This is a genomic window from Calothrix sp. 336/3 (genome assembly GCF_000734895.2).
GTDB lineage: Bacteria > Cyanobacteriota > Cyanobacteriia > Cyanobacteriales > Nostocaceae > 336-3.
Genome location: NZ_CP011382.1, coordinates 4069014 through 4091598 on the forward strand (window position 1 = coordinate 4069014; position 22585 = coordinate 4091598).

Below are 22585 nucleotides of genomic sequence, written 5' to 3' on the forward strand. Positions count from 1 at the left end.
GCTATTTGAGATATTCAAATTTACCAGTTTTACCATCTTGATTCATTTTAATTTGTGCCACATAAAATTCCTGCTGAATTACTTCTCCTACAGGTGTGAAAGCAATATTTCCTAGGGGAGTTTCGTATTTACCAGCTAGAATTTCTTTATTTAATTTGATGCGTAATTCACCCAAAGGTAATTTACTCACTGGAGATTTTTTATCTAGGGTTTTCAGTGCATCTACATAAACTTGTACCGCAGTAAATGCTTGAGCGCTAATTTGTGGTGGTTCTTTTTTAAACTGTTGTTGATAGATTTTGCGAAAATCTTGATTGATGACACCAACTTGACTGGGACTATAGGCTTGGGCAACTAAAATCCCATCACATAAAGCTTGACAGATGGGAAAAACATTGGATGTATTCATCCCATTTCCGCCAATAATTGTCCCTTTATAACCCAATTCTCGCAGTTGTTTGACTAAGTTTCCCCCATCGGTAGTTAACCCAGAAACAATGATTAAATCTGGCTTTAAATTCATGGCATTGGTTGCCTGACTTTGAAAATCAGTATCTGTAGTTTGAAATTTTTGGACAGTAACTAAATCTAACTTTTGGTCTTTTACTGTCTTTTGGAAAAACTCCGTTTCTGACTTGCTAAAAGCATCATTTTGTGCATAAAAAACCGCAACTTTCTTAATCTTGGGATTCATCTTTAATGCGGCTTTCACGGAATTCGGAGCAACCACAGAACTGGGTGCAGAAACACGGGCAATATAGTCACCAATTTCGGGAATTCCTTTAGCTGTATTCGATGCACTCACCATGGGAACTTGAGCGCGATTTGCTACGGGTGCAGCACTGAAAGCTTGCTGGGAAAGGGTAGGACCCACAATTCCCACGACTTTATCTTTATTAATTAATGTTTGGAAAGCGTTAATGGCTCCTGCTTCATCACCACCAGTATCCTGGAGAACTAACTTAATCGGTGTACCATTAATTCCACCTTTGTCATTGAAATATTTCTCGGCAATTTTCGCACCATCGGCGATTTCTTGCCCTAGTAAGGCAACATTACTGGTTTGAGCATAAGCCAATCCTAGGGGGATGGTAGTGGATGTCGAAGTATTAGAAGTGCTGGTGTTAGTGCTGGTTTGGCTGCTACAAGCCACCAAGGAGAGGGTAAAAGCTGCGAAAATTGCTGTTGTACGTTTTTGCATGATTGAATAACTAACTAGTAATTAAAGGAATGTTTTACTGACATAAATTAAATAGATGTTGCATCAATGATGATATGCATTTCTCATTTTGTAGACGCTTGTGCAGCTTCCCTAGGGTACGTAACCTAATGAAGTGTTAGCTTGGCTATACTTCCGCGTTTGCTACCTACTTCTTCCTAAAAGCAAGCTACAGCACGACAATCAAAATTCATACCGCAATCAGCAACGTCATTAAATACAAACGGCACTGCCCAGAATTCGCAAATTTGTGTAGTTGCGATCAGAGTTAATTAAATCATAGGATTTAGGGAAAATTTTAGAAAAAATTGCTATCTACTTCTCAAACTGCAAAATATCGCCAATATTTGCCACATGGGTACAACCGCACAGAGCCATGGCAACATCTAGCTCCTCTCGGATAATTTTTAGCACATCGCACACACCAGCTTGACCATTCACTGCCAATCCCCAAAGCACTGGGCGACCTATCATGACAGCCTTTGCTCCCATTGCCAAAGCTTTTAGAATATCCGTACCGCGACGAATACCACCATCAATTATTACTTCAGCCCGCCCATCTACAGCCGTCACCACTTCTACCAATGCATCAACCGAGGCGATCGCCCCATCTAATTGTCTTCCTCCATGATTGGAGACAGCGATCGCCCTTGCACCACATTCCACTGCTCTGACTGCATCATCACCCCGTAAAATACCTTTCACCACCAAGGGTAGGGGGGATAAAGACTGTAACCATTCTAAATCTCGCCAGGTGACTGCTGGGTCGAGTTGCTGGGCAAAATAGGCAAAAAGTCCAGATTCTCCCTGGGTTTCTGGAATATTTAACCCGGAAAGCGTCGCTAAATTTGCCAGTTGTAAATTCTCCGGTAGCGTTAACTGATTACGTTTATCCCGCTCTCGCACCCCCAGGACAGGTGCATCAACTGTCACACACAGTGCATTGTAACCCGCAGCATAGGCACGCTCCACCAAGGCGCGAGTCAGTCCCCGGTCACGATGCACATATAATTGAAACCATAGGGGTGTGGAAATTGGGGAATTTTGAGAAGTCTGATATGCAGTGGCGACTTCTTCGAGATTTTTATTAGACATCGTACTCAAAACCATCCCCACATTCCCCTGGGATGCTGCGGTTGCAGTGGCAATTTCTCCCTCTGGATGGGCTAAACATTGAAATGCCATGGGAGCAATTAATAAGGGTAAAGCCAGGGATTGCCCCAAAATAGTGGTTTCCAAGTGGCGATCGCTCACATCAACCAACACACGGGGACGAAACCGGATTCTTTCAAAGGCAGCATGATTATCCCCTAAAGTAATTTCATCCCACGCTCCGCTCACATAATAATCCCAAGCCATTTTCGACAAAGATTCTGCCGCTAATTGCTCATATTCAAAGATATTAATTGGTTGGGAATAGTAGTTCACGGAGGAATATAGAAAATAGAGAATAAATCGTGAGGTAAGTCCTATTTTAATTATTTAGACACTCATAATTATCAAAACAACAAACCTGTCCAGAACATTGCATTTCCTCATCTAGCACATTAAAAATCACTGCTTCTTGAATAGCAAAGCGTTTTCCAGTCTGGGAAATTCTGACTCCCGACCATTTCCGAATACCGCTACTAGCCGCACTGGCAATCAATTTATTACGTTCCTGTTGTTCCCCTGCCTCGGCAGATTTGCGAGATGGAGTTTGGATTAATTCCTGCCAAGACAATTCCAAGACATCGAGAGCTTTTTGATTGCCATAGTTAAAAATTGGGTCACTTTCTGTACCATGGGAAATCACGACAAAGTTTGCGGTAAATAATTGATAAGCAATATCTTCTAAGGAACCATGGCAATCTAACAACGGGTATCCTAACCAATGCTGATGACTTTTAAGGATGCGCTGGGTGTGGATAATTATCGATTCCTGCTGCCACGGAAGTTGATTATCATTACTCATAGATAGAGAGAAAAATCACAAGCATTGACTAGAATATTAAGTATCCCATGAAATGGGCAAAAGAGAATTAAAAACTCTCCACCTTTCCCTGACACCCTTCCCCTCTGATATGATGCCAATATTTCACCTTGCTTTCCCAATTACAGACATCACCCAAGCGAAAACATACTATGTAGATGGGTTGGGTTGTATTCCTGGTCGAGAAAATCCCCACGCTCTGATTCTCAACCTCTATGGACATCAATTAGTAGGACACATCACCAAAGAAAAACTCATCCCCCAAAAGGGTATTTATCCCAGACATTTTGGTTTAATTTTCACTGATGAGTCAGCCTGGGAAAATTTACTGCAAAGGGCACAAAAAAATAATTTGTTATTTCGAGAAGAGGCGAAAGAGCGTTTTGTTAATACTCAGTTAGAACATCGGACTTTTTTCTTAGAAGACCCTTTCTATAATTTGATGGAATATAAATACTACCGTCACCATGAAGCTATTTTTGGTGGTGGGCAACATCAGCAAATTGGTGACACTCGTCCTGAATAAGGGGTGTTTTGAGAATTTCCCCGACTTTTTCGATGCTTTGAGTATCCTTAATCATCCACGCATGGAGCATAACAGGTAAAATCACTTCTTCTCCCACAGGAACCTGTGAGCTTTGTGGAGGCAGAATCATTAAATCATAGGGAGTCCACATGGAAGTAAATTGGACTTTTTCTAGGATATGTATATCCTGATTTAAGTCTGCTAAAAATTCGCTATTGGGGCGCATTTGCGAACAACCAATACCCGGACGTAAATAGGCAATCCATGTACCATTGTGGGGTGAGGAAATCGTGATGAAGCGTTGTGTTCGCTGAATTCCCCCTAAACGCTGGACATAATAACGACTGACAATACCTCCCATACTAAAACCAACAATATCTATGGGTTGTTCTGGGGCAAAATTTTTATCAATATATTTCTTGATTTGCTGGGCTAATTCATCCAAACCAACTTCCCCACAGTTAGGCTTTAAATCGATGGTGTGAACATTCCAGCCCTTGCGAGTCAAATCGAGTACCATTCTGTAGAAGACTCGCCCCGTATCAAAAATGCCATGTACCAATAATACAGGGTTACGCTTGTCTGTAATGCTATTCATGGATGCCATTCATCGGATTGAGGTTTGTACAAAATTTAACTGAAGGGTGTAAGATTGCACAAGATGGCTATGACAGTCCCCTGAGTGGCTGTTTTCCAGTCAGGAGAAGAGTTAACCCATTGAAGTTGTCTAGTCAAAAATATTCACGTCATCGCTCTGTCAGATAGGGCAAAATGATAACAGGTATTCCTCTATCCATCACATGAGCTACTGCCTTAATCCTCAATGTCCCAAGCCTCAAAATACTAACGCTGGCAATTTTTGCCTAACTTGTGGTTCTAAATTACTCCTCAAAGAACGCTACCGTGCCATTAAACCCATCGGACAGGGTGGTTTTGGTCGTACTTTTGTGGCAGTGGATGAGGATAAACCATCCAAACCCCGTTGCGTGATTAAACAATTTTACCCCCAAGCCCAGGGTACAAGTACGGTACAAAAAGCGGTGGAACTGTTTAACCAAGAAGCGATGCGATTGGATGAGTTAGGAAAGCACCCCCAAATCCCAGAATTACTTGCTTATTTCACCCAAGACGATCGCCAGTATTTAGTACAAGAATTTATTGATGGACAAAACCTAGCCCAGGAACTCGCTGATGGGGGTGTATATAATGAAGTACGTATCCGTCAGCTATTAGATGATTTATTGCCCGTATTACAATTTTGCCACGCACAGCAGGTAATTCATCGAGATATTAAACCAGAAAATATCATTCGTCGGGGTAGCGATCGCAAACCTGTAGTCGTGGATTTTGGTGCTTCCAAGGTTGTCACCCATACTGCTCTCAATCGTACAGGTACAAGCATCGGCAGTCCAGAATATGTAGCACCAGAACAAATTCGCGGACAGGCAATTTTTGCCAGTGATATTTATAGCTTGGGAGCAACTTGTTTAAAGCTGTTAACTGGGCGATCGCCCTTTGACCTTTACGATATCAATCATGATACTTGGATTTGGCGAGAATATCTGGCAAATCCTATTAGTAAAGATTTAGGTGACATCTTTGATAGGATGCTGGAAAGTATTCCGGCTCGTCGTTATCAAACTGTTGCAGAAATCTTACAAATTTTAAATCAACCATCTTCCTCTTCAGTCATTTCTCCACCTATCAAAACCAATTTTGTTGTTCCCCAGTCAACCATGGCAGCAACCCAAATCTCTGCTCCACCTACCTCTGTTGCCAATAATACAGAAGTTTCTCCCCCCAATCCTGTTAATTTAAATCCTACAAATAACCCAACCAACTCCCGCATCGACCAAGAGTTAGATGAAATTAAAACTATGTTTACGGGGATTAATAAACCTGGGAGCAAAACCAGTAATTCCCCGACATCATCAACTCCCTCACCCAAAAGTAAAATTGATGATGAACTGGAAGAATTACGGGCTAAATATTCTAATAACGAAAGTTAAGACAATTCAAAATTCCATAATCCTTCGTCAACCAGCAAGATATCTAGAAAAACCAATTATCAAATCTCAACTTGCCAGTTGTTTATATCGTTTCTGCATATCCTCAATCGTAAATACTGAGACAAAATTTAACCCTACAGATTCGTAGAATTCCGCTCCTCCTTGTTGACGGTCTACCAGGGAAATTACTAGGTCTACAGTATAGTTTGCTGCTCTCAGTCTCTCCACAGCCTTCATTGCAGACTGTCCTGTAGTCACGACATCTTCCAACACAACCACCTTGGCTCCAGGGGGTAAAATGGGACCTTCAATGTATGCTTGAGTACCATGTCCCTTGGCTTCCTTACGGACAATGAGGGCTGGAATTGGTCGATTCTCATAGACAGAAATCACGCTGACAGCACTAACAATGGGGTCTGCTCCCAAAGTTAAGCCCGCCACTGCATCCGTATCCGTAGGTAATAAAGATATCAAAATCCGGGCGATCGCCAAAGCACCTTGAGGATGGAGTGTTACCTGCTTGCCATTGATATAGTAAGTGCTAGGTTGTCCGGAAGAGAGAACAAAATCCCCTTCCTTGTATGCTAGCTGACAAAACAAATCAAGCAGTCGCCCACGGAGAGTTTTTAAATCCGCAGTATTTGCCCAAACATCTGTCGTAGTCAGGATTTCAGTTTTTTCAGTCATTACAAAACGGTTAAAGTTGTGCTACACCAATGGTTGAACTCTAGGAGTTCAGAAGACAAAGACAAGTTTAAGTTAACACCAACGGAGCATAAGACATGACTTTAAGGTTGAAAGCGATGACTAGCTTGCTAGTGCTTTTCGCTACAGCTACATTCTTGCCATCTGTAGCAGTCGCTGACACAGAAACATCTAATTATGAAACAACAAGTGATGTATTTGAACGGGCTTTTTACAAAAATGACCCTAATTTTTATGGTAATACTAGCAGTCGCCGAGATTTGAATTTAATTTTAGGTACTGGTTCACGCTTACGTAGCGGTTTCCCTGAGCATGAAATTGCTAGGGATGCAGAGTTAGTTAATACCCTGTATCGGGACATTATGCATCAACAAGCAACCTACGATCCCTACATTCGTACCCCAGATTTACCTAATCCCTACACAAGTTCTGTTCTCATGTCTCCCAGGATGAATGCTAACAAGCTGAAAACTGGTACAGAATTTCGATTTGATGATATGTCCAATCGTTAGGAGTGCTGTTGGGGAAAACCAATTATCCCCAATCCTGGGGCTAGGTATTCTACCTGCCCTAGACACAGCATTAGGATAAATTGACCAGAGATTGTTTAGTCGTAGGACTTATCACAATCGTGACGAGAACAGGATATTTTGAGACAATTTCCTACTGTCACAATCTTGTGAATGCTTTGTCTGGAATAGCAATCCAGGGTGCAGGAGTTGAACCTGCCTAACGCGAATTATGAGTTCGCTGCCTCAACCGCTCGGCCAACCCTGGAAGAATCTTGACTATTGTAGCGTGAGTTTTTGCAATTGTGTATACCTTTATGGGAGTTTAGCAGATTTTTGTTCACAACATTCAATCTGGGGAAAGAGGAGACTAATATTAATTAAGTTCCTTTGAGAAATGGAGATAGCCCTGAGCGGAGTCGAGGGGCTAAAAACTTCAGTCCTTATATATTAAAAGCAGTATTTTTCTGCCCTAGCTTGTCAGCAATGAGACTAAATTCCACTGTACTTCTGACTTTAACTCTGTTAACTCTAATGTTGGGTGCTGGTTCTGTGAGCGCATTTTGGGGATTTACCCTGGGTAGTGCAGCACTCAAAGGGGTGACTGCACCCGATTCTCGTCCGACGAGTAAGTTTACCAGTAGTAAGACGAGTAATAATCCCAATGGAGCGGTGACTTTCTTGAAAGAGGAAGAGATATTGAAAATCGTCAAAGCACGGATTGAGGGTAAGACGAAAGCAGCGAAATCCGACAAGAAAGACGAAGAAGAGGAAATTGAAGAAAATAAACCAGAAATTTCCCAGGAAACCCCAGAAGCAGAGGTAGAAGAAAAACCCCAAGCAGGTTTTCCGATTAATTCTGAAAGTGAAGGTGTTAGCTTTGCTGTACAGTCTGCACGTTACTCTGGGGGTGCGTTACAGCTGAGAGTGAAAATGCAAAACAAAAGTGTGGATACGGTTCGCTTTCTTTATAGTTTTCTAGATGTCACCGATGATAAAGGCAGAACCCTGAGCGCAAGTACGGAAGGTTTACCAGCAGAGTTGCCTGCGAATAGTTCCACATTTTCTGGTACGGTGAGTATTCCCACTGCTTTGTTAGATGACGTGAATCGGATTTCCTTGTCGCTGACAGATTATCCTGCACAAAAACTGAAGTTACAGGTATCTAATGTTCCTGTCGAAAAACAGTAATTTTCCTGACAAATCAAATTGTCAATCTCAAAATCTCAAATCCTGGTGTCAGTTGTGCATGAGCTTTGGCAGTGAATAGTTATCTGAGCTTGAGTTGGACTGAGATGGGGCTGCGATTGTTATCAGTTTTATTACTGATTGCGATCAATGCTTTTTTTGTCACTGCGGAATTTTCCATGGTGACAGTGCGGCGATCGCGGATTCATCAGTTAGTCGCAGCTGGTGATGTACAGGCGATCGCGGTAGAAATTTTGCAGCGCAGTATCGATAGATTACTATCTACAACTCAGCTCGGTATTACCCTGTCGAGTTTGGCATTAGGCTGGATAGGTGAAAGTACTATCGTGGGTTTAGTGAGTTATTGGCTAAAATCCTTACCTTTGCCTAGTCGGGTAGATAACTTTATTGCCCATTCCCTGGCGATTCCCCTGGCTTTCTTATTTGTTGCCTACCTACAGATAGTCTTGGGTGAACTTTGTCCCAAATCCATAGCAATGCTGTACGCTGAAGAACTAGCGATGTTTTTGGGTCCTTCGGTTCGGGCGATCGTCCGCTTTTTTAACCCGTTTATTTGGGTTCTCAATCAGTCAACTCGCTTTCTCCTACGTTTATTCGGTATTGAATATACAGGGCAAAGCTGGCGACCTCCCGTCACCTCAGAAGAGTTACAATTGATTATCTCAACAGAACGAGAATCCACAGGTTTAGAAGCTGAAGAAAGGGAATTACTGAAAAATATCTTTGAATTTGGGGATGTTACTGCCCAAGCTGTCATGGTTCCCCGCGCAAATATTATTTCCCTACCCAAAAATGCCACTCTCCACACATTCTTTCAGCAAATGGCAGATACTGGTCATGCTTGCTACCCAATCATTAATGAGTCCATTGATGATATTTTGGGAGTCGTTTACTTCAAAGATTTAGCAAAACCCCTTGCCATCGGCAAGCTGAATCTAGAACATCCCCTGGAGACTTGGATGCATCCAGCAACATTTGTTCCAGAGAACACAGCACTGAATGAACTTTTGCCAATGATGCAACGTGGCAAACCAACTATGGTGATAGTGGTAGACGAGTTCGGTGGCACAGTGGGGTTAGTAACACTAAAAGATGTGATTGCTCAAATTATTGGCATCAATGTGGAAGCTGAACATAGTGATGATTTATTCATTCAGCTACCAGATAGTCAGACCTTCCTCATTCAAGCCCAGATGAACCTAGAAGACTTGAATAACATCTTAAACATCAATTTACCCCTACGGAAAGATTATCAAACCCTGGGGGGATTTATTCTGTTCTTTCTGCAAAAAATTCCCAAGCAGAATGAAAGTTTTCGTTACCAAAACCTGGAGTTTACCATTGTCTCTATCCACGGTCCCCGCTTGCATCAAGTCCAGATTAGGCGTTTGGATGTTTAATCAACATCAAAAAACTCAGAATTTTTTCCACCAGGGGTAGGGGGTAATCAGTCAAATCAATGGTGAGTGTTTGTCCTTGTAACTGGAAAAATCGCCATTCCACTGGTGACTGTAAGGCATAAGTTATTTTCCCTATCCCCTATGTTCATAATCTATGGGATCGACTAATCCTAATTCTGCAAAAGCCGCCAAACGCAGACGACAGGAATCACACACACCACAGGCAGACTCACCGCCAGCGTAACACGACCAGGTAAGCTCCCAGGGGACTCCTAATTGATTGCCCAGTTGAATAATTTCGGTTTTTTTCAAATTAATTAGGGGTGTGACAATGGAAATAGGATTACCTTCTCTTCCTTGCTTTGTCCCTAATCGGAAGACTTCTTGCATCCCTTGGATATAGTCCGGACGACAATCGGGGTATCCTGAATAATCTAAGGCGTTGACACCGATATAAACTCTTTCTGCGGCGATCGCCTCCCCATAGGCAAGGGCAAAACTGAGAAATATCGTGTTGCGAGCGGGAACATAGGTGACAGGAATATTTTCTGACATTTCCGCCAGGGAACGCTCAGAAGGTAAATCAATGGCACTATCTGTGAGAGCGGAACCCCCCCATAGCCGCAAATCAAAGCTGATCACCTGGTGTTGGGTAATACCTGCTTCCTTGGCGATCGTCAATGCTGAGTGTAATTCCCGTCGGTGTCGCTGCTGATAGTCAAAGGAAATAGCATAGCAATCACAACCATCAGCCATAGCTTGATAAAGTACACAAGTAGAATCTAGTCCACCAGACAACAAAATTACAGCCTTCATGACAGTTTTATGTTTTGCCCCAACCAGCAAAATGATATTCAGGAATCGCCAAAAAATAAACAATAACAAAATTTATCTGCAAAAAACCTCTCTAAGAATGGCAGATTTTTTGACCCTGGCGACTTTGCACATACCTAGTCAATATTACGAAAGAGGAAAAAAATCCTTTTATGTAATTAAATAGACAAAGAAATTGTTTATTTTCCTAGATATTCATTAGATAATACAGCCAATAAAACTAAAATCAAATATTTTTCCAGGAAAACAACTCCATGCCTTATCTCAATACAACAGTCTGTCAACCAATAAGTTGGAAATTTTGTCAAGACTTCCAGAGATATCCCTGACGGTTAACGATACAAAACCATCCCTGATGGCGGGAACTCATAACAAACTTTGAAATTCTTCATAAATAGAGCCTCTATGTTACCATCTGGATGGTTTTAGACGACTACCAGTGGCAGTTAGAGTATCAAAGCCAACGACCGTAGCGTCTCTAAATTTTGGTGGTTGAGGAGAGAAAAAGAGTGCAAGAAAGCAGTATGTCAGCAGGAGAGCAAAATGGACAGGGACAGCGTAACCACGCACGACCAATCCGCATAGGTGTGATTGGTGTGGGTAATATGGGACAACACCATACCCGTGTTCTGAGTTCCATGAAAGATGTTGAACTGATCGGTGTTGCAGATATCAATGTGGAACGAGGACTAGAAACAGCTAGTAGATTTAAAGTACGTTTTTTTGAAGACTACTGTGATCTGCTGCCCCATGTAGATGCAGTGTGCATTGCTGTCCCCACTCGTTTACATTACGCTATCGGAATCAACTGTCTCCTGGCAGGGGTTCACGTTCTGATCGAGAAACCGATCGCCGCTAGTCTTTCCGAAGCTGAATCCCTAGTGAATGCAGCAGCCGAGTCCCAATGTATCCTGCAAGTAGGTCACATTGAGCGTTTTAATCCTGCTTTTCAAGAACTCAGCAAAGTTTTGAAAACAGAAGAAGTCCTCGCCCTAGAAGCTCATCGTATGAGTCCTTACTCACATCGAGCTAATGATGTTTCTGTGGTTTTGGACTTAATGATTCACGATATCGATCTGCTTTTAGATTTGGCGGCTTCTCCTGTAGTGAAGCTGACAGCTAACGGTAGTCGGGCTTTAGACTCTGGTTATTTAGATTATGTGACTGCTACTTTAGGATTTGCTAATGGGATTGTCGCTACATTGACAGCGAGCAAAGTTACCCATCGCAAAATTCGCCGCATTGTCGCCCATTGTAAAAACTCTTTTACAGAGGCAGATTTTCTCAAAAACGAAATTTTTATCCATCGTCATAGCACCCCTGACAAAATCACGGATTTCCGCCAAGTACTGTATAGACAGGATGGTGTAATTGAAAAGGTTTACACCAGTAATATTGAACCTCTCCGGGCAGAGTTAGAGCACTTTGTTAACTGTGTTCGTGGAGGTAATCAACCTTCTGTAGGTGGAGAACAAGCCCTAAAAGCTCTCAGACTTGCTAGTTTAATTGAGCAAATGGCACTGGAAGATAGAGTTTGGAACCCCCTGGAATGGGATTCAGAAACTAGAGTCCAGTCTTTAACACCCACAGTTTAACTAGTTTCCCAATTACGAGGAGGTCAAAACTTGTCCCTTTTCAGTAAGTTGATCGTAGCTGCTGAAGTAGAAGTCAAACAGATACTTCCTGGTTATGGGATATAGCCTACAAGCTATAGTGAGTTTTTCCGAATCATGGTAGAAGAATCGAGAGTTTTCTCAGCTTCTACCTTTTTTGTTGTTTTTTTGATGAAGAGAAATTTCGCGATCGCCAGAGCTAGGTATATTAGGAAAAATCATCTTTACCCTTTTCTTGACCCTGTAGATGCTGATTCATGGCAAGCTTGGTACTGACTGAGTGTTTTTGAGAGTATCCACAATCCTGATCTCTGAAAATACCACCGGAGAAAATACTTAAATCATCTTTGTTGTTGCACTTCTAGGAATCGGCTCAATGCTTGAATGGATTACCAATACAATTAACTCTATGGGCTATGTAGGTATTGCCCTGTTAATGTTTCTAGAAAATTTATTTCCTCCGATTCCTTCTGAGTTGATAATGCCATTGGCAGGATTTACCGCCAGAGCTACACCAGAAAAGTTAAACGTGGGTGGTGTCTTTATCGCTGGTTTGATTGGTTCAGTATTGGGTGCCCTCATTTGGTACTATCCTGGTAAATTTCTGGGTGAAAGGCGTTTACACAAGCTGGCTGACAAATACGGCAAGTGGCTGACAATATCAAGTAAAGATATTACCAAAGCCTCTCGTTGGTTTGATCGGCAAGGAACAAAAGCTGTACTCCTGGGACGATTGGTTCCAGGTATCCGTACTTTGATTTCTGTTCCTGCTGGCTTGAGCAATATGCCTCTTGTCGCATTTACGCTGTACACTACCTTGGGTAGCGCTATATGGGTAGGTTTGCTAACATACTCAGGATACGTGTTGGGTAGTCAGTATGAATTAGTAGATAAGTACTTGGCTCCTGTATCTAAAATCGTGCTTGGTGGAATTATCCTAGCTATTCTAGTTTGGGTGCTGAAACGCAAGCAAAAAAATAACAACAAGAACAAGTGAACTAGCTTAAACATTGGTGATATAAGGACAAGTGACCATAGAACGCCAATTTCCTACTTTCTACTCATAAAAAAATTACCCAACTCGGCTCATAAAAATAGGTGTTTTTGTGTAAAAAGTACCGTTTGCTACGGAAAAATACCACCTGCACCTTGCTTCCTCGTTCTTTTGTGTACATACTTGTGTGTATTCCTCGTAGCTCATGAAGTCAGTAATTTTGAAAAAGATTTTGCCCACAGTTAACGGCAAGAAGAATTATCTGATACACGCATTTTTGTAATATTGAGCATGGTAACTTGTTAAAGCTAAGTAAGTACTAGGAGCTTTCATGACAGACTCATCTCCCGCAGCAACTCCGATGAATGCCGCAGCTATTCCCATGAATAGAGTATCGGCTTCGACTCCAATGAACGCAGCTCCCACACCTCAAGCAGCAGCATCTGGAAAAAAGATTCTAAGTGTTGACTTAGGTAGAACTTCGACAAAAACTTCTGTAAGCCGTGAACCCAATAACGTCTACTTCATCTCGTCTAACGTGAAGCAGATGTCCATGGAGCAGGTACGCGGAGGAGTTTTCGAGGCTCGTGCCACAGACCCATTATTAGATTTATGGTTGGAGTACCAAGGTAGTGGTTATGCCGTTGGTCAATTAGCGGCTGACTTTGGCGCTGACTTAGGTGTCGGTCAATCTAAGGTTGAAGATGCTTTAGCTAAGACTCTGGCTTGCGCTGGCTACTTTAAGCTCAAAGATGAGGTATCGGTTGTTCTGGGTTTACCTTACCTGTCCCAGGAGCAATTTGAGAAAGAAAAGGCACAAATCATAAGTCAGCTGACTGGTCCCCATGTGATGAATTTCCGGGGCGAACCTGTATCCCTGAATATTACCAAAGTCTGGGTTATGCCAGAGGGCTATGGTAGTTTGTTGTGGTGCGAAGCACAACCGAAAAAAGGTACTGCACCGCTCCCTGACTTTACCAAGCTGTCGGCGGCGATCGTGGACATTGGACATCAAACAACTGATATGTTGATGGTGGATAATTTCCGCTTTGCTCGTGGGGCTTCTAAGAGTGAAGATTTTGGTATGAGCAAGTTCTATGAACTAGTTGCTGCCGAAATTGAGGGCGCAGATAGTCAATCTCTGTCCTTAATTGCGGCTGTGAACCGTCCCAAGGGCGATCGCTTTTATCGTCCCCGTGGTGCTAGTAAACCTACTAACTTAGATGATTTCTTACCAAATCTTACGGAGATGTTTTCGCGTGAAATTTGTAGTCGTGTGTTAGCATGGCTACCAGAGCGTGTTACTGATGTAATTATCACTGGTGGTGGTGGTGAATTCTTTGGAGAAGACTTACAACGTTTACTCAAAGAAGCAAAAATCAATGCTCACCTAGCTTCACCCGCCCGTCAGGCAAACGCTTTAGGGCAGTACATTTACGCAGAGGCGCAGTTATCCAACGTTCGCTCTTCTAGGGCTTAAAGCTAATGTTCCAATGGTCTAAAAAAGTAGTGAAATCTGTTACGTTCAATCCAGGGGTTGCAGACGAAAGTTTATTGGCGCTGATTGAAAGTTATTTGGAAAAAGACCCCAATAAAACTTTTAGTGACCTCTGTAAAGAAGCCTTATGGCAAGCTTTGTGCGTACCAGAATCAACAAGACCTATCCCCAAACAAACAGCAGTGTCAGGAGGGGAGGAACAACAGGTTGCTGACCTCCAAAGCCAATTAACTGACCTAGACAGACGTTCTGCCGCACGTGATTCTCATCGATTGGAACAAGTAGAATATCATTTGATGCAGTTGAGTCAACAAGTTGCTCAGTTAGCATTAATGGTGAATCAGCCACATAATAACCAGCCTGTGGTTGTGAATACACCAAGACTTGAAGTAGTAAATCATGCTCACTCTAGTACCGTACATGATACTTTTCCCCAAGATGTAGACCCCGTAATCAGTCGCTTAAGTCAGTTTCTGGATGATTTTTAGGAAAAATCAGGGTGTAAAATTTTTTTGCTGCTGTTAGTAAACCTCCTTGGTAGATGTCTCTATTAAGGGGGTTTAATCTTTGTAGGGTGCAGAGTCAACGCTTTCCCTGGTGTTCAGGGAGCAAATAATACCAATTGCTAATCCTGAGGAGCAAGTAACAGAATAATGCTGTTTTGACAAGGTTTTATAACTTGGATATGTTTCAGTATTTGCGTGAAATGGTATAAGGGGAAAGGTATCTCTGCTGTCACCAATTACCCATCACTAAGTATTTCCTAATGTATGAAAGTTTTACCTGTAACATCGGTTCAAGTAGCTGATACCGAAGAATTTATTTATCAACCTCCTGCAAAAGCAACAAATGCTAGTCGAATTTTAGTGAAACCGAATCTCGGCTATCCAGTAGCACCCCCGGTGACCGTGAGTATAAATATACTCAAAAAAGTTTTGCAAGGTTTACGTCAAGTAAGTCCAAATGGGGAAATTTTGATTGTTGAAGGTGTATGTTCACCTGTATCCCTGGAAGAAATTGCTCATCGCCATGGATTGTATGGGATTTTGGATGAGGGGATGCAACTGTTGGATGCGGATAAGTTACCTATGAGTGAATATCCCAACTTGTCACCCTCTCCAGTGCGCTACAAGTCAATGTTTGCACCGACGATGTTACAAGAGGTAGACTGCTGCATTACGGTGGGTGCATTCAAGAAAACTAACTTGAAGGGAAAAGAGTTAATTTCTGCTAGTTTGAAAAATCTCTATGGTTTATTTCCGCGATCGCGCTATAAAGCCAGAAGTTCCCACTCACGGGGGCAATTGCATCGCCCTTCTGTACCTCTAATTTTACAAGATGTATATTTCAGTATTGGATATTTATTTGCTGGTGCTGTGGTGGATGGTGATTTAAGATTTGTCAGTGATGATTGGCGACCTGATAAAGGCAAAACATTTCCTTTTGGGAAGATATTTTTTGGTGATGATATTTTGGCAGTTGATAGAAGAGCTTGTGAACTTGCCAAAGAAACAGTTCCAGATTATTTGGATACGATTGAAAATTTACGTCAATTATCCAACATTTAGATTGGCGGAATTAGTTTGAGCAACAGATTTAGAACCCACACCCTAGTGTATTGCTAATTTCATCACTTAATTTCAAAATTAGCCCAAGATTTCCCAAAGCAAGATGTTTGAGTCGTCATATCCTAAATATCTGCACTATTTTGACAACAAAATTATTAAAACTATTAAGTAAAGTGCTTTTCATCTCTACTCACCAAGTCCTATATTGTTGTCTACATCAAGAGATTTATGGAAAATTCATATTATTCATTCTTGTATCATATCGTACCGTCTTTTGAATGATGAATCCTAGAAATTACTATCAACAAATGATGACTTGTGATTTTTGTTACGCATTTGCCTATCTTATTGCAACTGATGTTAATGAAAACTTAATTTGATTATAAACTAAGCTCTATGGATGGGAATTATTCACTCCGCATACTTACTGAGAAAGAGCAATTTTTTTATGAAAAATTTATAAAAATCCCAGTTTTTTATGAAAATTTTGTAAAAGATACGGATGCTACTGAATTTGTCAGGTGCTTATGCCTATATTGGGGTAAGTTAACACAAATTATACGGGATAAATACTGAAGCAATTACAGCTAAACATCGAGAGTCAGATTCTATTTCATACTATGGATAGACAATCATGTTACGGTTGTGAAGTTAAAGTATTTATGCTGTTTCAGCTTTTGTGAAATGTTTCAACTACCCAGTTAAATTCATGACTCTTACATCCGAACGTCAAATAATTCTGTTTAAACCTCAAGGACGTATTGATTTACAAGGTGGAGTTGCTCTTAGTCAGCAGATGTCAGAGGTAGTACCTCAACCTGATCATCTGTGGTTAATCAATCTAGAAGAGGTAGATTTTATGGATAGCTCTGGGTTGGTTTCTTTAGTAAATGGTTTAAAAGTTGCGCGTCAAAGTGGTTGTCGCTTGGTTCTGTGTAATGTCCAAGCTCCGGTAAGATTAGTTCTGGAATTAACTCAGTTGGATTCTGTCTTTGAGATTATTTCCACTGATGAGGAGGTTATAGGGGTTAGTAATCTAATGGCTAGCTAACTTGCTCAAATTGCAACTGCTGGGTACAATTTAGCCTCAATCGGTAAATCTCCCAAGTGATATAAGCGAGGTAAGGTGTGGTAAGTAGTGAGTACAGATGTTATCAAGTCCTTACATTTTTGGAGAAGTTGCTCCCAGAAGCAGTAATTAGTGGCAACCACACATTGGAAATTTGGGATTTTCGCGGCAAAATTATCCCAGCAGTTTGAATTTGTAAATATGTTGTTTTAAGCAACTGCCCACTGATTAATAGATTCTCCTGAAGGAAAAAATTCAACATTTGGAATCAATAGGAGTTTTTCTTCGTAAGAATTTTGATGGCTAGGGTTCTTATTTGATTTTGGATGGGATAATCAATAAACTTGATGTCAATAAATATTTTTCTACTCTAGGTTGTGTTCCTATAGTCATCATTGCCCTAACATCTTTTTAAGAGCGCGATAACCGGCACAGATAACTTATCCTTTCATATATAAATATCTAGGACTGAGATGTCGCAATATTCAGTAATATTTTGATGAGAGTGTTTTAACAACCAAGATGAAACCCTTAAGCATTCTGCGGGGAAATATTGGGTTGTCCCTGGCGAGGAAAACTAGGTAAATCAATACCACTGTGGGATGCTGTGCGGGTTTTGAGAGCTAAACGGTAGCTGACACTTTGGAGTTCTGCCTGTAATTGACGATTTTCTCTTTGTAGGGTTGCCACTTTTTCTCTGACTGGAGCCATTCGTTCTTCAAACTTGCGGCGATAGATTTGTGGTAACTCTTGTACTACTTGCTCTAGCATCCGACTACGATCGGTGAGTTCTTGAACTGTTTGTCGTAGCTGGTAGATTTCTGTGTCACGGGAGGTGATTTGCTCTTGATAAAAACTTAGTTGTTGTTCTACAGCGCTGAGTTGTTCTTGTAATGCCAGTAATTGGCTTTGGTGGCGCTCTGACACCTCGCTTTGGGGTGTGAAGTTGGTATTACCTTTAACAAGTCGAAATAATTCCTGAGACAGCTGTTGCACTAACTGATCTCGCAATTGCAGCTCTTGACGCAGCTTCGACACTTCTGTAGAGAGCGCTTGGATTGTTGAGGTGTCATTTTGGCTCACAGTAGCAACTAGCTCCCATTAATTATTTTCTACTGAATTAAGTATAAATATGATGTCACTTTTTTCGTAAGTACTTGCTAATTTAACATTCTTGAGCCATTTGGCAATAAGAAAAAGCAAATTTTTTTTGTACTTTTTGTAAAGCTGGGGAATTTAGGGATGGGAAGTAACTTTACAAAGATAATTCTTGCCAGTTAGTTGAGAGTGATTATTCCCTCGCCTTCCCAATTCCGACATTTCCCCATTAATTTTTAGACTGTAGCCACTTCTTCTGATTTGACTGCGGATACTTCTTGTTTGATGGTGAGGTAGCGAATTACTTCTTCACTCAAACGCATTGCCCGTTCTAAGGGCGCGATCGCACTGCCGGCACCACTGTAATTCATCTGAATGTAAATACCATCCCGATGTTTACCAATTTCGTAAGCTAGACGACGTTTGCCTCGGTTTTGAATTTCGATGTTTTCTCCACCTTGCTCCCGTAGTAAATTTTCAAACTTACTAACATTCTGCTCCACTAGCTCGTCTGTGAGGTCAGGACGCAGGATATACATGGTTTCGTAAACAATTGACATTTGCGGAAATCTCCTTATGGACTAGGGCTGCTGGTATAGATAAAGACCAAACTCGCGTAAAATACAGAAATATCTTCATCTACAGCAACAAGGAACTACAATCTTACCAGCTTTTAATTTTAATGCTTAATTACCACTTCAGTAATCAGGTAAGGAATTTTGATTCATGATGCAGAGGGGACAGGTGACAGGTGACAGATAAAAGGGGAAAATATGGAAATCATTAACCTAGCTTCCAATTCCCCATTTCCCTATTAAGTATTTTTGTAAAGTTATGGCACAGCGCTACGTGCGGGTTCAAAATCAAGCTGGACAAATTTATTATGGGTTACTTCAGCTTGATTCTACGGTGCAGTTACTTGATGCACCACCATGGTTAGAAGGTCAGGGAACGAATTTAATTTTAGAAGCGGGAGAATATCAAATTTTGGCTCCTTGCGCTCCTTCTAAAATTGTGGCAGTGGGGAAGAATTATACTGATCACGCTGCGGAAATGGGTTCCGAAGTACCTCGTGAACCATTGCTTTTTTTTAAACCACCAACGGCAGTTATTGCCTCAGAAGAGGAAATTTGTTATCCCTCACAATCCCAAAGAGTAGATTATGAAGGAGAATTAGCACTAATTATTGGCGATCGCGCGGTGGATTGTACACCAAGAGAAGGGCAAACGAAAATTTGGGGTTACACCATTGCCAATGATGTGACAGCTAGAGACTTGCAAAAAACCGATAATCAATGGACTCGTGCCAAAGGATTTGATACTTTTTGTCCTCTCGGTCCTTGGATAGTGCGAGAATTGAGTCCAGGGGCAAAATTACAAACGTTCCTAAATGACGATATAAATCCTGTACAGTCTTGTTCTATAGACCAAATGGTATTCCCCCCGGATTTTCTTGTCTCCTATATCAGCCAGGTAATGACACTATTGCCCGGTGACGTGATTTTAACTGGTACACCCGTAGGAATTGGTGCTTTACAAGTTGGCGATCGCATCCGTGTAGAAATTGAAGGTATTGGTCGCTTAGAAAACTCCGTAATTGCCCGTCAACCCATGGCAAAAAAGGATTAATCTCATCTGAATTCCCATGGGGAATTTCTGCGATCGCACCTTAACTCCTCAATTTAAAATTGACAAACAATTATCTCGGCAGCTGCATATACACCGCATCGGAAATTGCCGGGATTTCTGCATAACGTCCCAACAAAGACTGCACTACAGAATAAATTGCTGCTCCAAGTATCCCTAAAAAGATAGTTGTCGATAGGGTTTGAATTGCAAAATTACCCGCAGGAACCAAACCCACTAAATCAGTCAACACACCAAAGAGGAAAATCACAATATCTAGCAGAATTGCCTGCATAGTATTAAATCGCACAAAATGGCTGATTTTCTCATTCCTGATTACAAAGATAAACAAAAGAAAGAAAATAATCAGCCCAGCATAACGTACACCGTAATATACGGTTAACAATGGCATTAAGGGTAAAAAGATGACTTGTAAAACAGGAAACTGGGTAAGTAAGAACCTGCCATACATGAAAACCTCAACTATCGGCAGCAAATAGGGTAAGCAAGCAAAAATTCTGTCACTAAAGGTTGAAGATCCACGCCAAGACATCCTGCGTTCTCCCGTAAAGAAATTTTCTAATCTAAAACCTAGAATAACGCAGTCCAGAAACGAGTGCTTCACGCCCAAGAGTGAGCAACCCAACAACCAAGAGATTTATTCAACATTGGCAATCCGAAAACCCATCAAACACTCATACTGCTCTGAATGCTTATCCGTTATTCTACGTATTTGTTGGGCACAACGCAGTTGACCTTTACGCCACCGAGGTTGTCCACTACTATCTGCCAAGAGACAAGATTGGCAAACCTGGTGAGGATTCAGGATTTGGTCTTCTAATAAGATTACTAACATCCATTTCCTCCCCCACTCTCTAGCATTTACTTTTCCTGTGTAAAAATATGCTTGAGGTTAGGATAGCTATATTTGCCTAAAAATGTCATCCTTTTGCAGGATTCTACTGAGAATCTTCAGAATAGTAGGGAAATCTTGTTCAGAAGACTTGACAAACAGTTACTTCCGACTCAGGGCAAATCCCGACTATTGCTTCTACCAAAAACAATATTTTATCCAGGTTGTAAATTAATTGTATGCTGGTTATTAAGATTTATAGTCAAAACCAATACATAAGTTTATTTCCCTTCTGAGCGGCAAGAAATAATCCATACTTGACATTAGCTAAAGAGCGTTATGATGATTAACGCACTTGTTTCACGGAGTAAAAATCAACCAGTAATCAGCTAATCAGCTAGATGCTTTTGAGAACTGCGACTTCTGCAAAAAAACCAGAAATGTTTCAGTCCTCAGATGATGGCTAATTGCTATTGACTATTTTTAACTCCATTGATTCAACATCAACCATTCTCCCAATTTTCCTTAAGGATAGTTGAAGTGACTCTCACGAACTCAGATTTTCTTGTTTCCTCCGATCCCAGTGTTGCCGAGTTAATCAATCACGAACTGCAACGTCAACGGGATCACCTAGAGTTAATCGCTAGTGAAAACTTTACCTCTGCGGCGGTACTAGCAGCCCAGGGTTCTGTGCTTACGAATAAGTACGCAGAAGGACTACCAGGTAAGCGTTACTACGGTGGTTGTGAGTTTATTGACAAAATTGAACAAATTGCCATTGACAGAGCTAAACAGCTATTTGGTGCGGCTCATGCCAATGTCCAGCCTCACTCTGGTGCTCAAGCTAATTTTGCGGTGTTTCTCTCCTTACTGCAACCAGGAGATAAAATCATGGGGATGGACTTGTCCCATGGTGGACACCTCACCCATGGTTCCCCTGTCAACGTTTCCGGTAAGTGGTTCCAAGTGTCTCACTATGGGGTGAGTCCGGAAACCGAGCAGTTAGATTATGACCTAATTCGTGAGCTGGCGCTAAGGGAGCGCCCTAAGCTGATGATTTGTGGTTATTCTGCATACTCTCGCATCATTGACTTTGCTAAATTCCGTAGTATTGCTGATGAAGTAGGTGCTTTCTTACTTGCGGATATTGCCCATATTGCTGGTTTAGTTGCCACAGGATTACATCCGAATCCCATTTCTTTCTGTGATGTGGTGACAACTACCACCCATAAAACCTTGAGAGGTCCCCGTGGTGGTTTGATTCTTACCCGTGATCAGGAATTGGGTAAAAAACTAGACAAAGCTGTATTCCCTGGAAACCAGGGAGGTCCCTTAGAGCATGTGATTGCAGCTAAAGCAGTGGCTTTTGGAGAAGCGCTGAAACCAGAATTTAAAACCTATTCTGCCCAGGTAATTGAAAATGCTCGCGCTTTGGCAAGTCAGTTACAAAGTCGTGGGTTGAAGTTAGTATCTAATGGTACTGATAACCATGTGATGCTCGTTGATTTACGTAGTATCGGGATGACTGGGAAACTGGCAGACCAACTGGTAAGCGGCGTAAATATCACTGCGAATAAGAATACTGTGCCCTTTGACCCGGAATCACCTTTTGTGACTAGTGGTTTGCGTTTAGGTTCTCCAGCTATGACTACTAGGGGTTTAGGAGTTGCAGAGTTTACCGAGATTGGGAATATTATCGCCGATCGCCTGTTGAATCCAGAGTCAGAGTCAGTGGCTGCTGATTGTCGTCAACGGGTAGCTGCGTTGTGCGATCGCTTCCCCCTATATCCCCATATCACAATTCCTGTACCAGCTTTAGCCTAATTTTTGGTGGAGACGTGAGCGATCGCGTCTCCTAATTATTCATCTGATTATTTCTCAAT

Annotated in this window: 23 protein-coding genes and 1 tRNA gene; 13 read left to right on the forward strand and 11 right to left on the reverse strand. The window is 41.6% G+C overall.

The window, feature by feature from the left end; all coding sequences use genetic code 11:
* Position 1: 1 nt before the first annotated feature.
* The 3 genes from IJ00_RS16955 to IJ00_RS16965 all read right to left on the reverse strand — a co-directional run bounded on the left by IJ00_RS16955 (position 2) and on the right by IJ00_RS16965 (position 3173).
* On the reverse strand, positions 2-1201 hold the full coding sequence (locus IJ00_RS16955; RefSeq protein WP_035154772.1) for an ABC transporter substrate-binding protein: 1200 nt from the start codon (positions 1199-1201) through the stop codon (positions 2-4).
* Positions 1202-1534: 333 nt separating this feature from the next.
* Positions 1535-2647 (reverse strand): alpha-hydroxy acid oxidase, encoded by a 1113-nt coding sequence (locus IJ00_RS16960; RefSeq protein WP_035154773.1) that lies wholly within the window; start codon positions 2645-2647, stop codon positions 1535-1537.
* A gap of 46 nt (positions 2648-2693) precedes the next feature.
* The gene (locus IJ00_RS16965; RefSeq protein ID WP_035154774.1) at positions 2694-3173 is read right to left on the reverse strand and encodes an MEKHLA domain-containing protein; all 480 of its coding nucleotides are present in this window, start codon (positions 3171-3173) and stop codon (positions 2694-2696) included.
* Between the two features lie 109 nt (positions 3174-3282).
* On the opposite strand from IJ00_RS16965, the gene IJ00_RS16970 reads away from it, so the two are divergent.
* The gene (locus IJ00_RS16970) at positions 3283-3717 is read left to right on the forward strand and encodes a VOC family protein (RefSeq protein ID WP_035159196.1); all 435 of its coding nucleotides are present in this window, start codon (positions 3283-3285) and stop codon (positions 3715-3717) included.
* Here the strand turns inward: IJ00_RS16970 and IJ00_RS16975 are convergent.
* Positions 3665-4315 carry a triacylglycerol lipase gene (locus IJ00_RS16975; protein WP_035159197.1) on the reverse strand — a complete coding sequence of 217 codons (651 nt, stop codon included), beginning with the start codon at positions 4313-4315 and terminating at the stop codon, positions 3665-3667. The genes IJ00_RS16970 and IJ00_RS16975 overlap by 53 nt on opposite strands.
* Before the next feature lie 202 nt (positions 4316-4517).
* On the opposite strand from IJ00_RS16975, the gene IJ00_RS16980 reads away from it, so the two are divergent.
* On the forward strand, positions 4518-5726 hold the full coding sequence (locus tag IJ00_RS16980) for a serine/threonine-protein kinase (protein ID WP_035154775.1): 1209 nt from the start codon (positions 4518-4520) through the stop codon (positions 5724-5726).
* A 66-nt stretch (positions 5727-5792) separates the two neighbouring features.
* Here the strand turns inward: IJ00_RS16980 and pyrE are convergent, their stop codons facing one another.
* Positions 5793-6413: an orotate phosphoribosyltransferase gene (gene pyrE / locus IJ00_RS16985; RefSeq protein ID WP_035154777.1), complete on the reverse strand. Its 621-nt coding sequence runs from the start codon at positions 6411-6413 to the stop codon at positions 5793-5795.
* Positions 6414-6508: 95 nt separating this feature from the next.
* Between pyrE and IJ00_RS16990 the strand changes: the two genes are divergently transcribed.
* Entirely contained in the window at positions 6509-6943 is a 435-nt protein-coding gene (locus IJ00_RS16990; RefSeq protein ID WP_035154779.1) for a hypothetical protein, read from the forward strand.
* 192 nt (positions 6944-7135) lie between these two features.
* Here the strand turns inward: IJ00_RS16990 and IJ00_RS16995 are convergent.
* A tRNA-Ile gene (locus IJ00_RS16995) sits at positions 7136-7208 on the reverse strand.
* A gap of 218 nt (positions 7209-7426) precedes the next feature.
* Between IJ00_RS16995 and IJ00_RS17000 the strand changes: the two genes are divergently transcribed.
* A complete protein-coding gene (locus IJ00_RS17000; RefSeq protein WP_035154782.1) occupies positions 7427-8131 on the forward strand; it encodes a hypothetical protein in 705 nt (234 codons plus the stop codon).
* A gap of 104 nt (positions 8132-8235) precedes the next feature.
* The gene (locus tag IJ00_RS17005) at positions 8236-9549 is read left to right on the forward strand and encodes a hemolysin family protein (RefSeq protein WP_035154783.1); all 1314 of its coding nucleotides are present in this window, start codon (positions 8236-8238) and stop codon (positions 9547-9549) included.
* 132 nt (positions 9550-9681) lie between these two features.
* On the opposite strand, the gene queC is transcribed toward IJ00_RS17005, so the two are convergent.
* Positions 9682-10365, reverse strand: a complete 684-nt coding sequence (gene queC, locus IJ00_RS17010; protein ID WP_035159198.1) for a 7-cyano-7-deazaguanine synthase QueC — start codon at positions 10363-10365, stop codon at positions 9682-9684.
* A gap of 542 nt (positions 10366-10907) precedes the next feature.
* Between queC and IJ00_RS17015 the strand changes: the two genes are divergently transcribed.
* From IJ00_RS17015 to IJ00_RS17045, 6 genes are all read left to right on the forward strand, one after another.
* On the forward strand, positions 10908-11978 hold the full coding sequence (locus IJ00_RS17015) for a Gfo/Idh/MocA family protein (protein WP_035154785.1): 1071 nt from the start codon (positions 10908-10910) through the stop codon (positions 11976-11978).
* Between the two features lie 394 nt (positions 11979-12372).
* Positions 12373-12993: a DedA family protein gene (locus IJ00_RS17020; protein ID WP_035154787.1), complete on the forward strand. Its 621-nt coding sequence runs from the start codon at positions 12373-12375 to the stop codon at positions 12991-12993.
* A gap of 328 nt (positions 12994-13321) precedes the next feature.
* Positions 13322-14470 carry a ParM/StbA family protein gene (locus IJ00_RS17025; protein WP_035154790.1) on the forward strand — a complete coding sequence of 383 codons (1149 nt, stop codon included), beginning with the start codon at positions 13322-13324 and terminating at the stop codon, positions 14468-14470.
* A 5-nt stretch (positions 14471-14475) separates the two neighbouring features.
* Positions 14476-14976: a hypothetical protein gene (locus IJ00_RS17030; RefSeq protein WP_035154793.1), complete on the forward strand. Its 501-nt coding sequence runs from the start codon at positions 14476-14478 to the stop codon at positions 14974-14976.
* A gap of 282 nt (positions 14977-15258) precedes the next feature.
* Complete coding sequence (locus IJ00_RS17035) at positions 15259-16056, forward strand: DUF362 domain-containing protein (protein WP_035154796.1); 798 nt, start codon at positions 15259-15261, stop codon at positions 16054-16056.
* Between the two features lie 709 nt (positions 16057-16765).
* Positions 16766-17107 (forward strand): STAS domain-containing protein, encoded by a 342-nt coding sequence (locus tag IJ00_RS17045; RefSeq protein ID WP_035154803.1) that lies wholly within the window; start codon positions 16766-16768, stop codon positions 17105-17107.
* A 549-nt stretch (positions 17108-17656) separates the two neighbouring features.
* Here the strand turns inward: IJ00_RS17045 and IJ00_RS17050 are convergent.
* Complete coding sequence (locus IJ00_RS17050) at positions 17657-18208, reverse strand: Npun_F5560 family protein (protein ID WP_035154806.1); 552 nt, start codon at positions 18206-18208, stop codon at positions 17657-17659.
* A gap of 251 nt (positions 18209-18459) precedes the next feature.
* Entirely contained in the window at positions 18460-18783 is a 324-nt protein-coding gene (gene rpsF, locus IJ00_RS17055) for a 30S ribosomal protein S6 (RefSeq protein ID WP_035154808.1), read from the reverse strand.
* Positions 18784-19057: 274 nt separating this feature from the next.
* Here rpsF and IJ00_RS17060 point away from each other — a divergent pair, with 274 nt between their 5' ends.
* Entirely contained in the window at positions 19058-19852 is a 795-nt protein-coding gene (locus IJ00_RS17060; protein WP_035154811.1) for a fumarylacetoacetate hydrolase family protein, read from the forward strand.
* 70 nt (positions 19853-19922) lie between these two features.
* On the opposite strand, the gene IJ00_RS17065 is transcribed toward IJ00_RS17060, so the two are convergent.
* The gene (locus IJ00_RS17065) at positions 19923-20402 is read right to left on the reverse strand and encodes a Tic20 family protein (protein ID WP_035154813.1); all 480 of its coding nucleotides are present in this window, start codon (positions 20400-20402) and stop codon (positions 19923-19925) included.
* A 105-nt stretch (positions 20403-20507) separates the two neighbouring features.
* On the reverse strand, positions 20508-20705 hold the full coding sequence (locus tag IJ00_RS17070) for a hypothetical protein (protein ID WP_035154818.1): 198 nt from the start codon (positions 20703-20705) through the stop codon (positions 20508-20510).
* Between the two features lie 537 nt (positions 20706-21242).
* Between IJ00_RS17070 and glyA the strand changes: the two genes are divergently transcribed.
* On the forward strand, positions 21243-22526 hold the full coding sequence (glyA, locus tag IJ00_RS17075) for a serine hydroxymethyltransferase (RefSeq protein ID WP_035159199.1): 1284 nt from the start codon (positions 21243-21245) through the stop codon (positions 22524-22526).
* Positions 22527-22585 lie beyond the last annotated feature (59 nt).

Excerpts from the sequence above, each read along its gene's own strand:
- pyrE (WP_035154777.1), bottom strand. The coding sequence starts at position 6,413 with ATGACTGAAAAAACTGAAATCCTGACTACGACAGATGTTTGGGCAAAT.
- rpsF (WP_035154808.1), bottom strand. The coding sequence starts at position 18,783 with ATGTCAATTGTTTACGAAACCATGTATATCCTGCGTCCTGACCTCACA.
- IJ00_RS17030 (WP_035154793.1), top strand. The coding sequence starts at position 14,476 with ATGTTCCAATGGTCTAAAAAAGTAGTGAAATCTGTTACGTTCAATCCA.
- IJ00_RS16965 (WP_035154774.1), bottom strand. The coding sequence starts at position 3,173 with ATGAGTAATGATAATCAACTTCCGTGGCAGCAGGAATCGATAATTATC.
- IJ00_RS17070 (WP_035154818.1), bottom strand. The coding sequence starts at position 20,705 with ATGTTAGTAATCTTATTAGAAGACCAAATCCTGAATCCTCACCAGGTT.
- IJ00_RS17000 (WP_035154782.1), top strand. The coding sequence starts at position 7,427 with ATGAGACTAAATTCCACTGTACTTCTGACTTTAACTCTGTTAACTCTA.
- IJ00_RS17015 (WP_035154785.1), top strand. The coding sequence starts at position 10,908 with ATGTCAGCAGGAGAGCAAAATGGACAGGGACAGCGTAACCACGCACGA.
- IJ00_RS17045 (WP_035154803.1), top strand. The coding sequence starts at position 16,766 with ATGACTCTTACATCCGAACGTCAAATAATTCTGTTTAAACCTCAAGGA.
- queC (WP_035159198.1), bottom strand. The coding sequence starts at position 10,365 with ATGAAGGCTGTAATTTTGTTGTCTGGTGGACTAGATTCTACTTGTGTA.
- IJ00_RS17025 (WP_035154790.1), top strand. The coding sequence starts at position 13,322 with ATGACAGACTCATCTCCCGCAGCAACTCCGATGAATGCCGCAGCTATT.
- IJ00_RS17035 (WP_035154796.1), top strand. The coding sequence starts at position 15,259 with ATGAAAGTTTTACCTGTAACATCGGTTCAAGTAGCTGATACCGAAGAA.
- IJ00_RS17060 (WP_035154811.1), top strand. The coding sequence starts at position 19,058 with ATGGCACAGCGCTACGTGCGGGTTCAAAATCAAGCTGGACAAATTTAT.
- IJ00_RS17020 (WP_035154787.1), top strand. The coding sequence starts at position 12,373 with ATGCTTGAATGGATTACCAATACAATTAACTCTATGGGCTATGTAGGT.
- IJ00_RS17005 (WP_035154783.1), top strand. The coding sequence starts at position 8,236 with ATGGGGCTGCGATTGTTATCAGTTTTATTACTGATTGCGATCAATGCT.
- IJ00_RS17065 (WP_035154813.1), bottom strand. The coding sequence starts at position 20,402 with ATGTCTTGGCGTGGATCTTCAACCTTTAGTGACAGAATTTTTGCTTGC.
- IJ00_RS16975 (WP_035159197.1), bottom strand. The coding sequence starts at position 4,315 with ATGAATAGCATTACAGACAAGCGTAACCCTGTATTATTGGTACATGGC.
- IJ00_RS16980 (WP_035154775.1), top strand. The coding sequence starts at position 4,518 with ATGAGCTACTGCCTTAATCCTCAATGTCCCAAGCCTCAAAATACTAAC.
- IJ00_RS16970 (WP_035159196.1), top strand. The coding sequence starts at position 3,283 with ATGATGCCAATATTTCACCTTGCTTTCCCAATTACAGACATCACCCAA.
- IJ00_RS16955 (WP_035154772.1), bottom strand. The coding sequence starts at position 1,201 with ATGCAAAAACGTACAACAGCAATTTTCGCAGCTTTTACCCTCTCCTTG.
- IJ00_RS16990 (WP_035154779.1), top strand. The coding sequence starts at position 6,509 with ATGACTTTAAGGTTGAAAGCGATGACTAGCTTGCTAGTGCTTTTCGCT.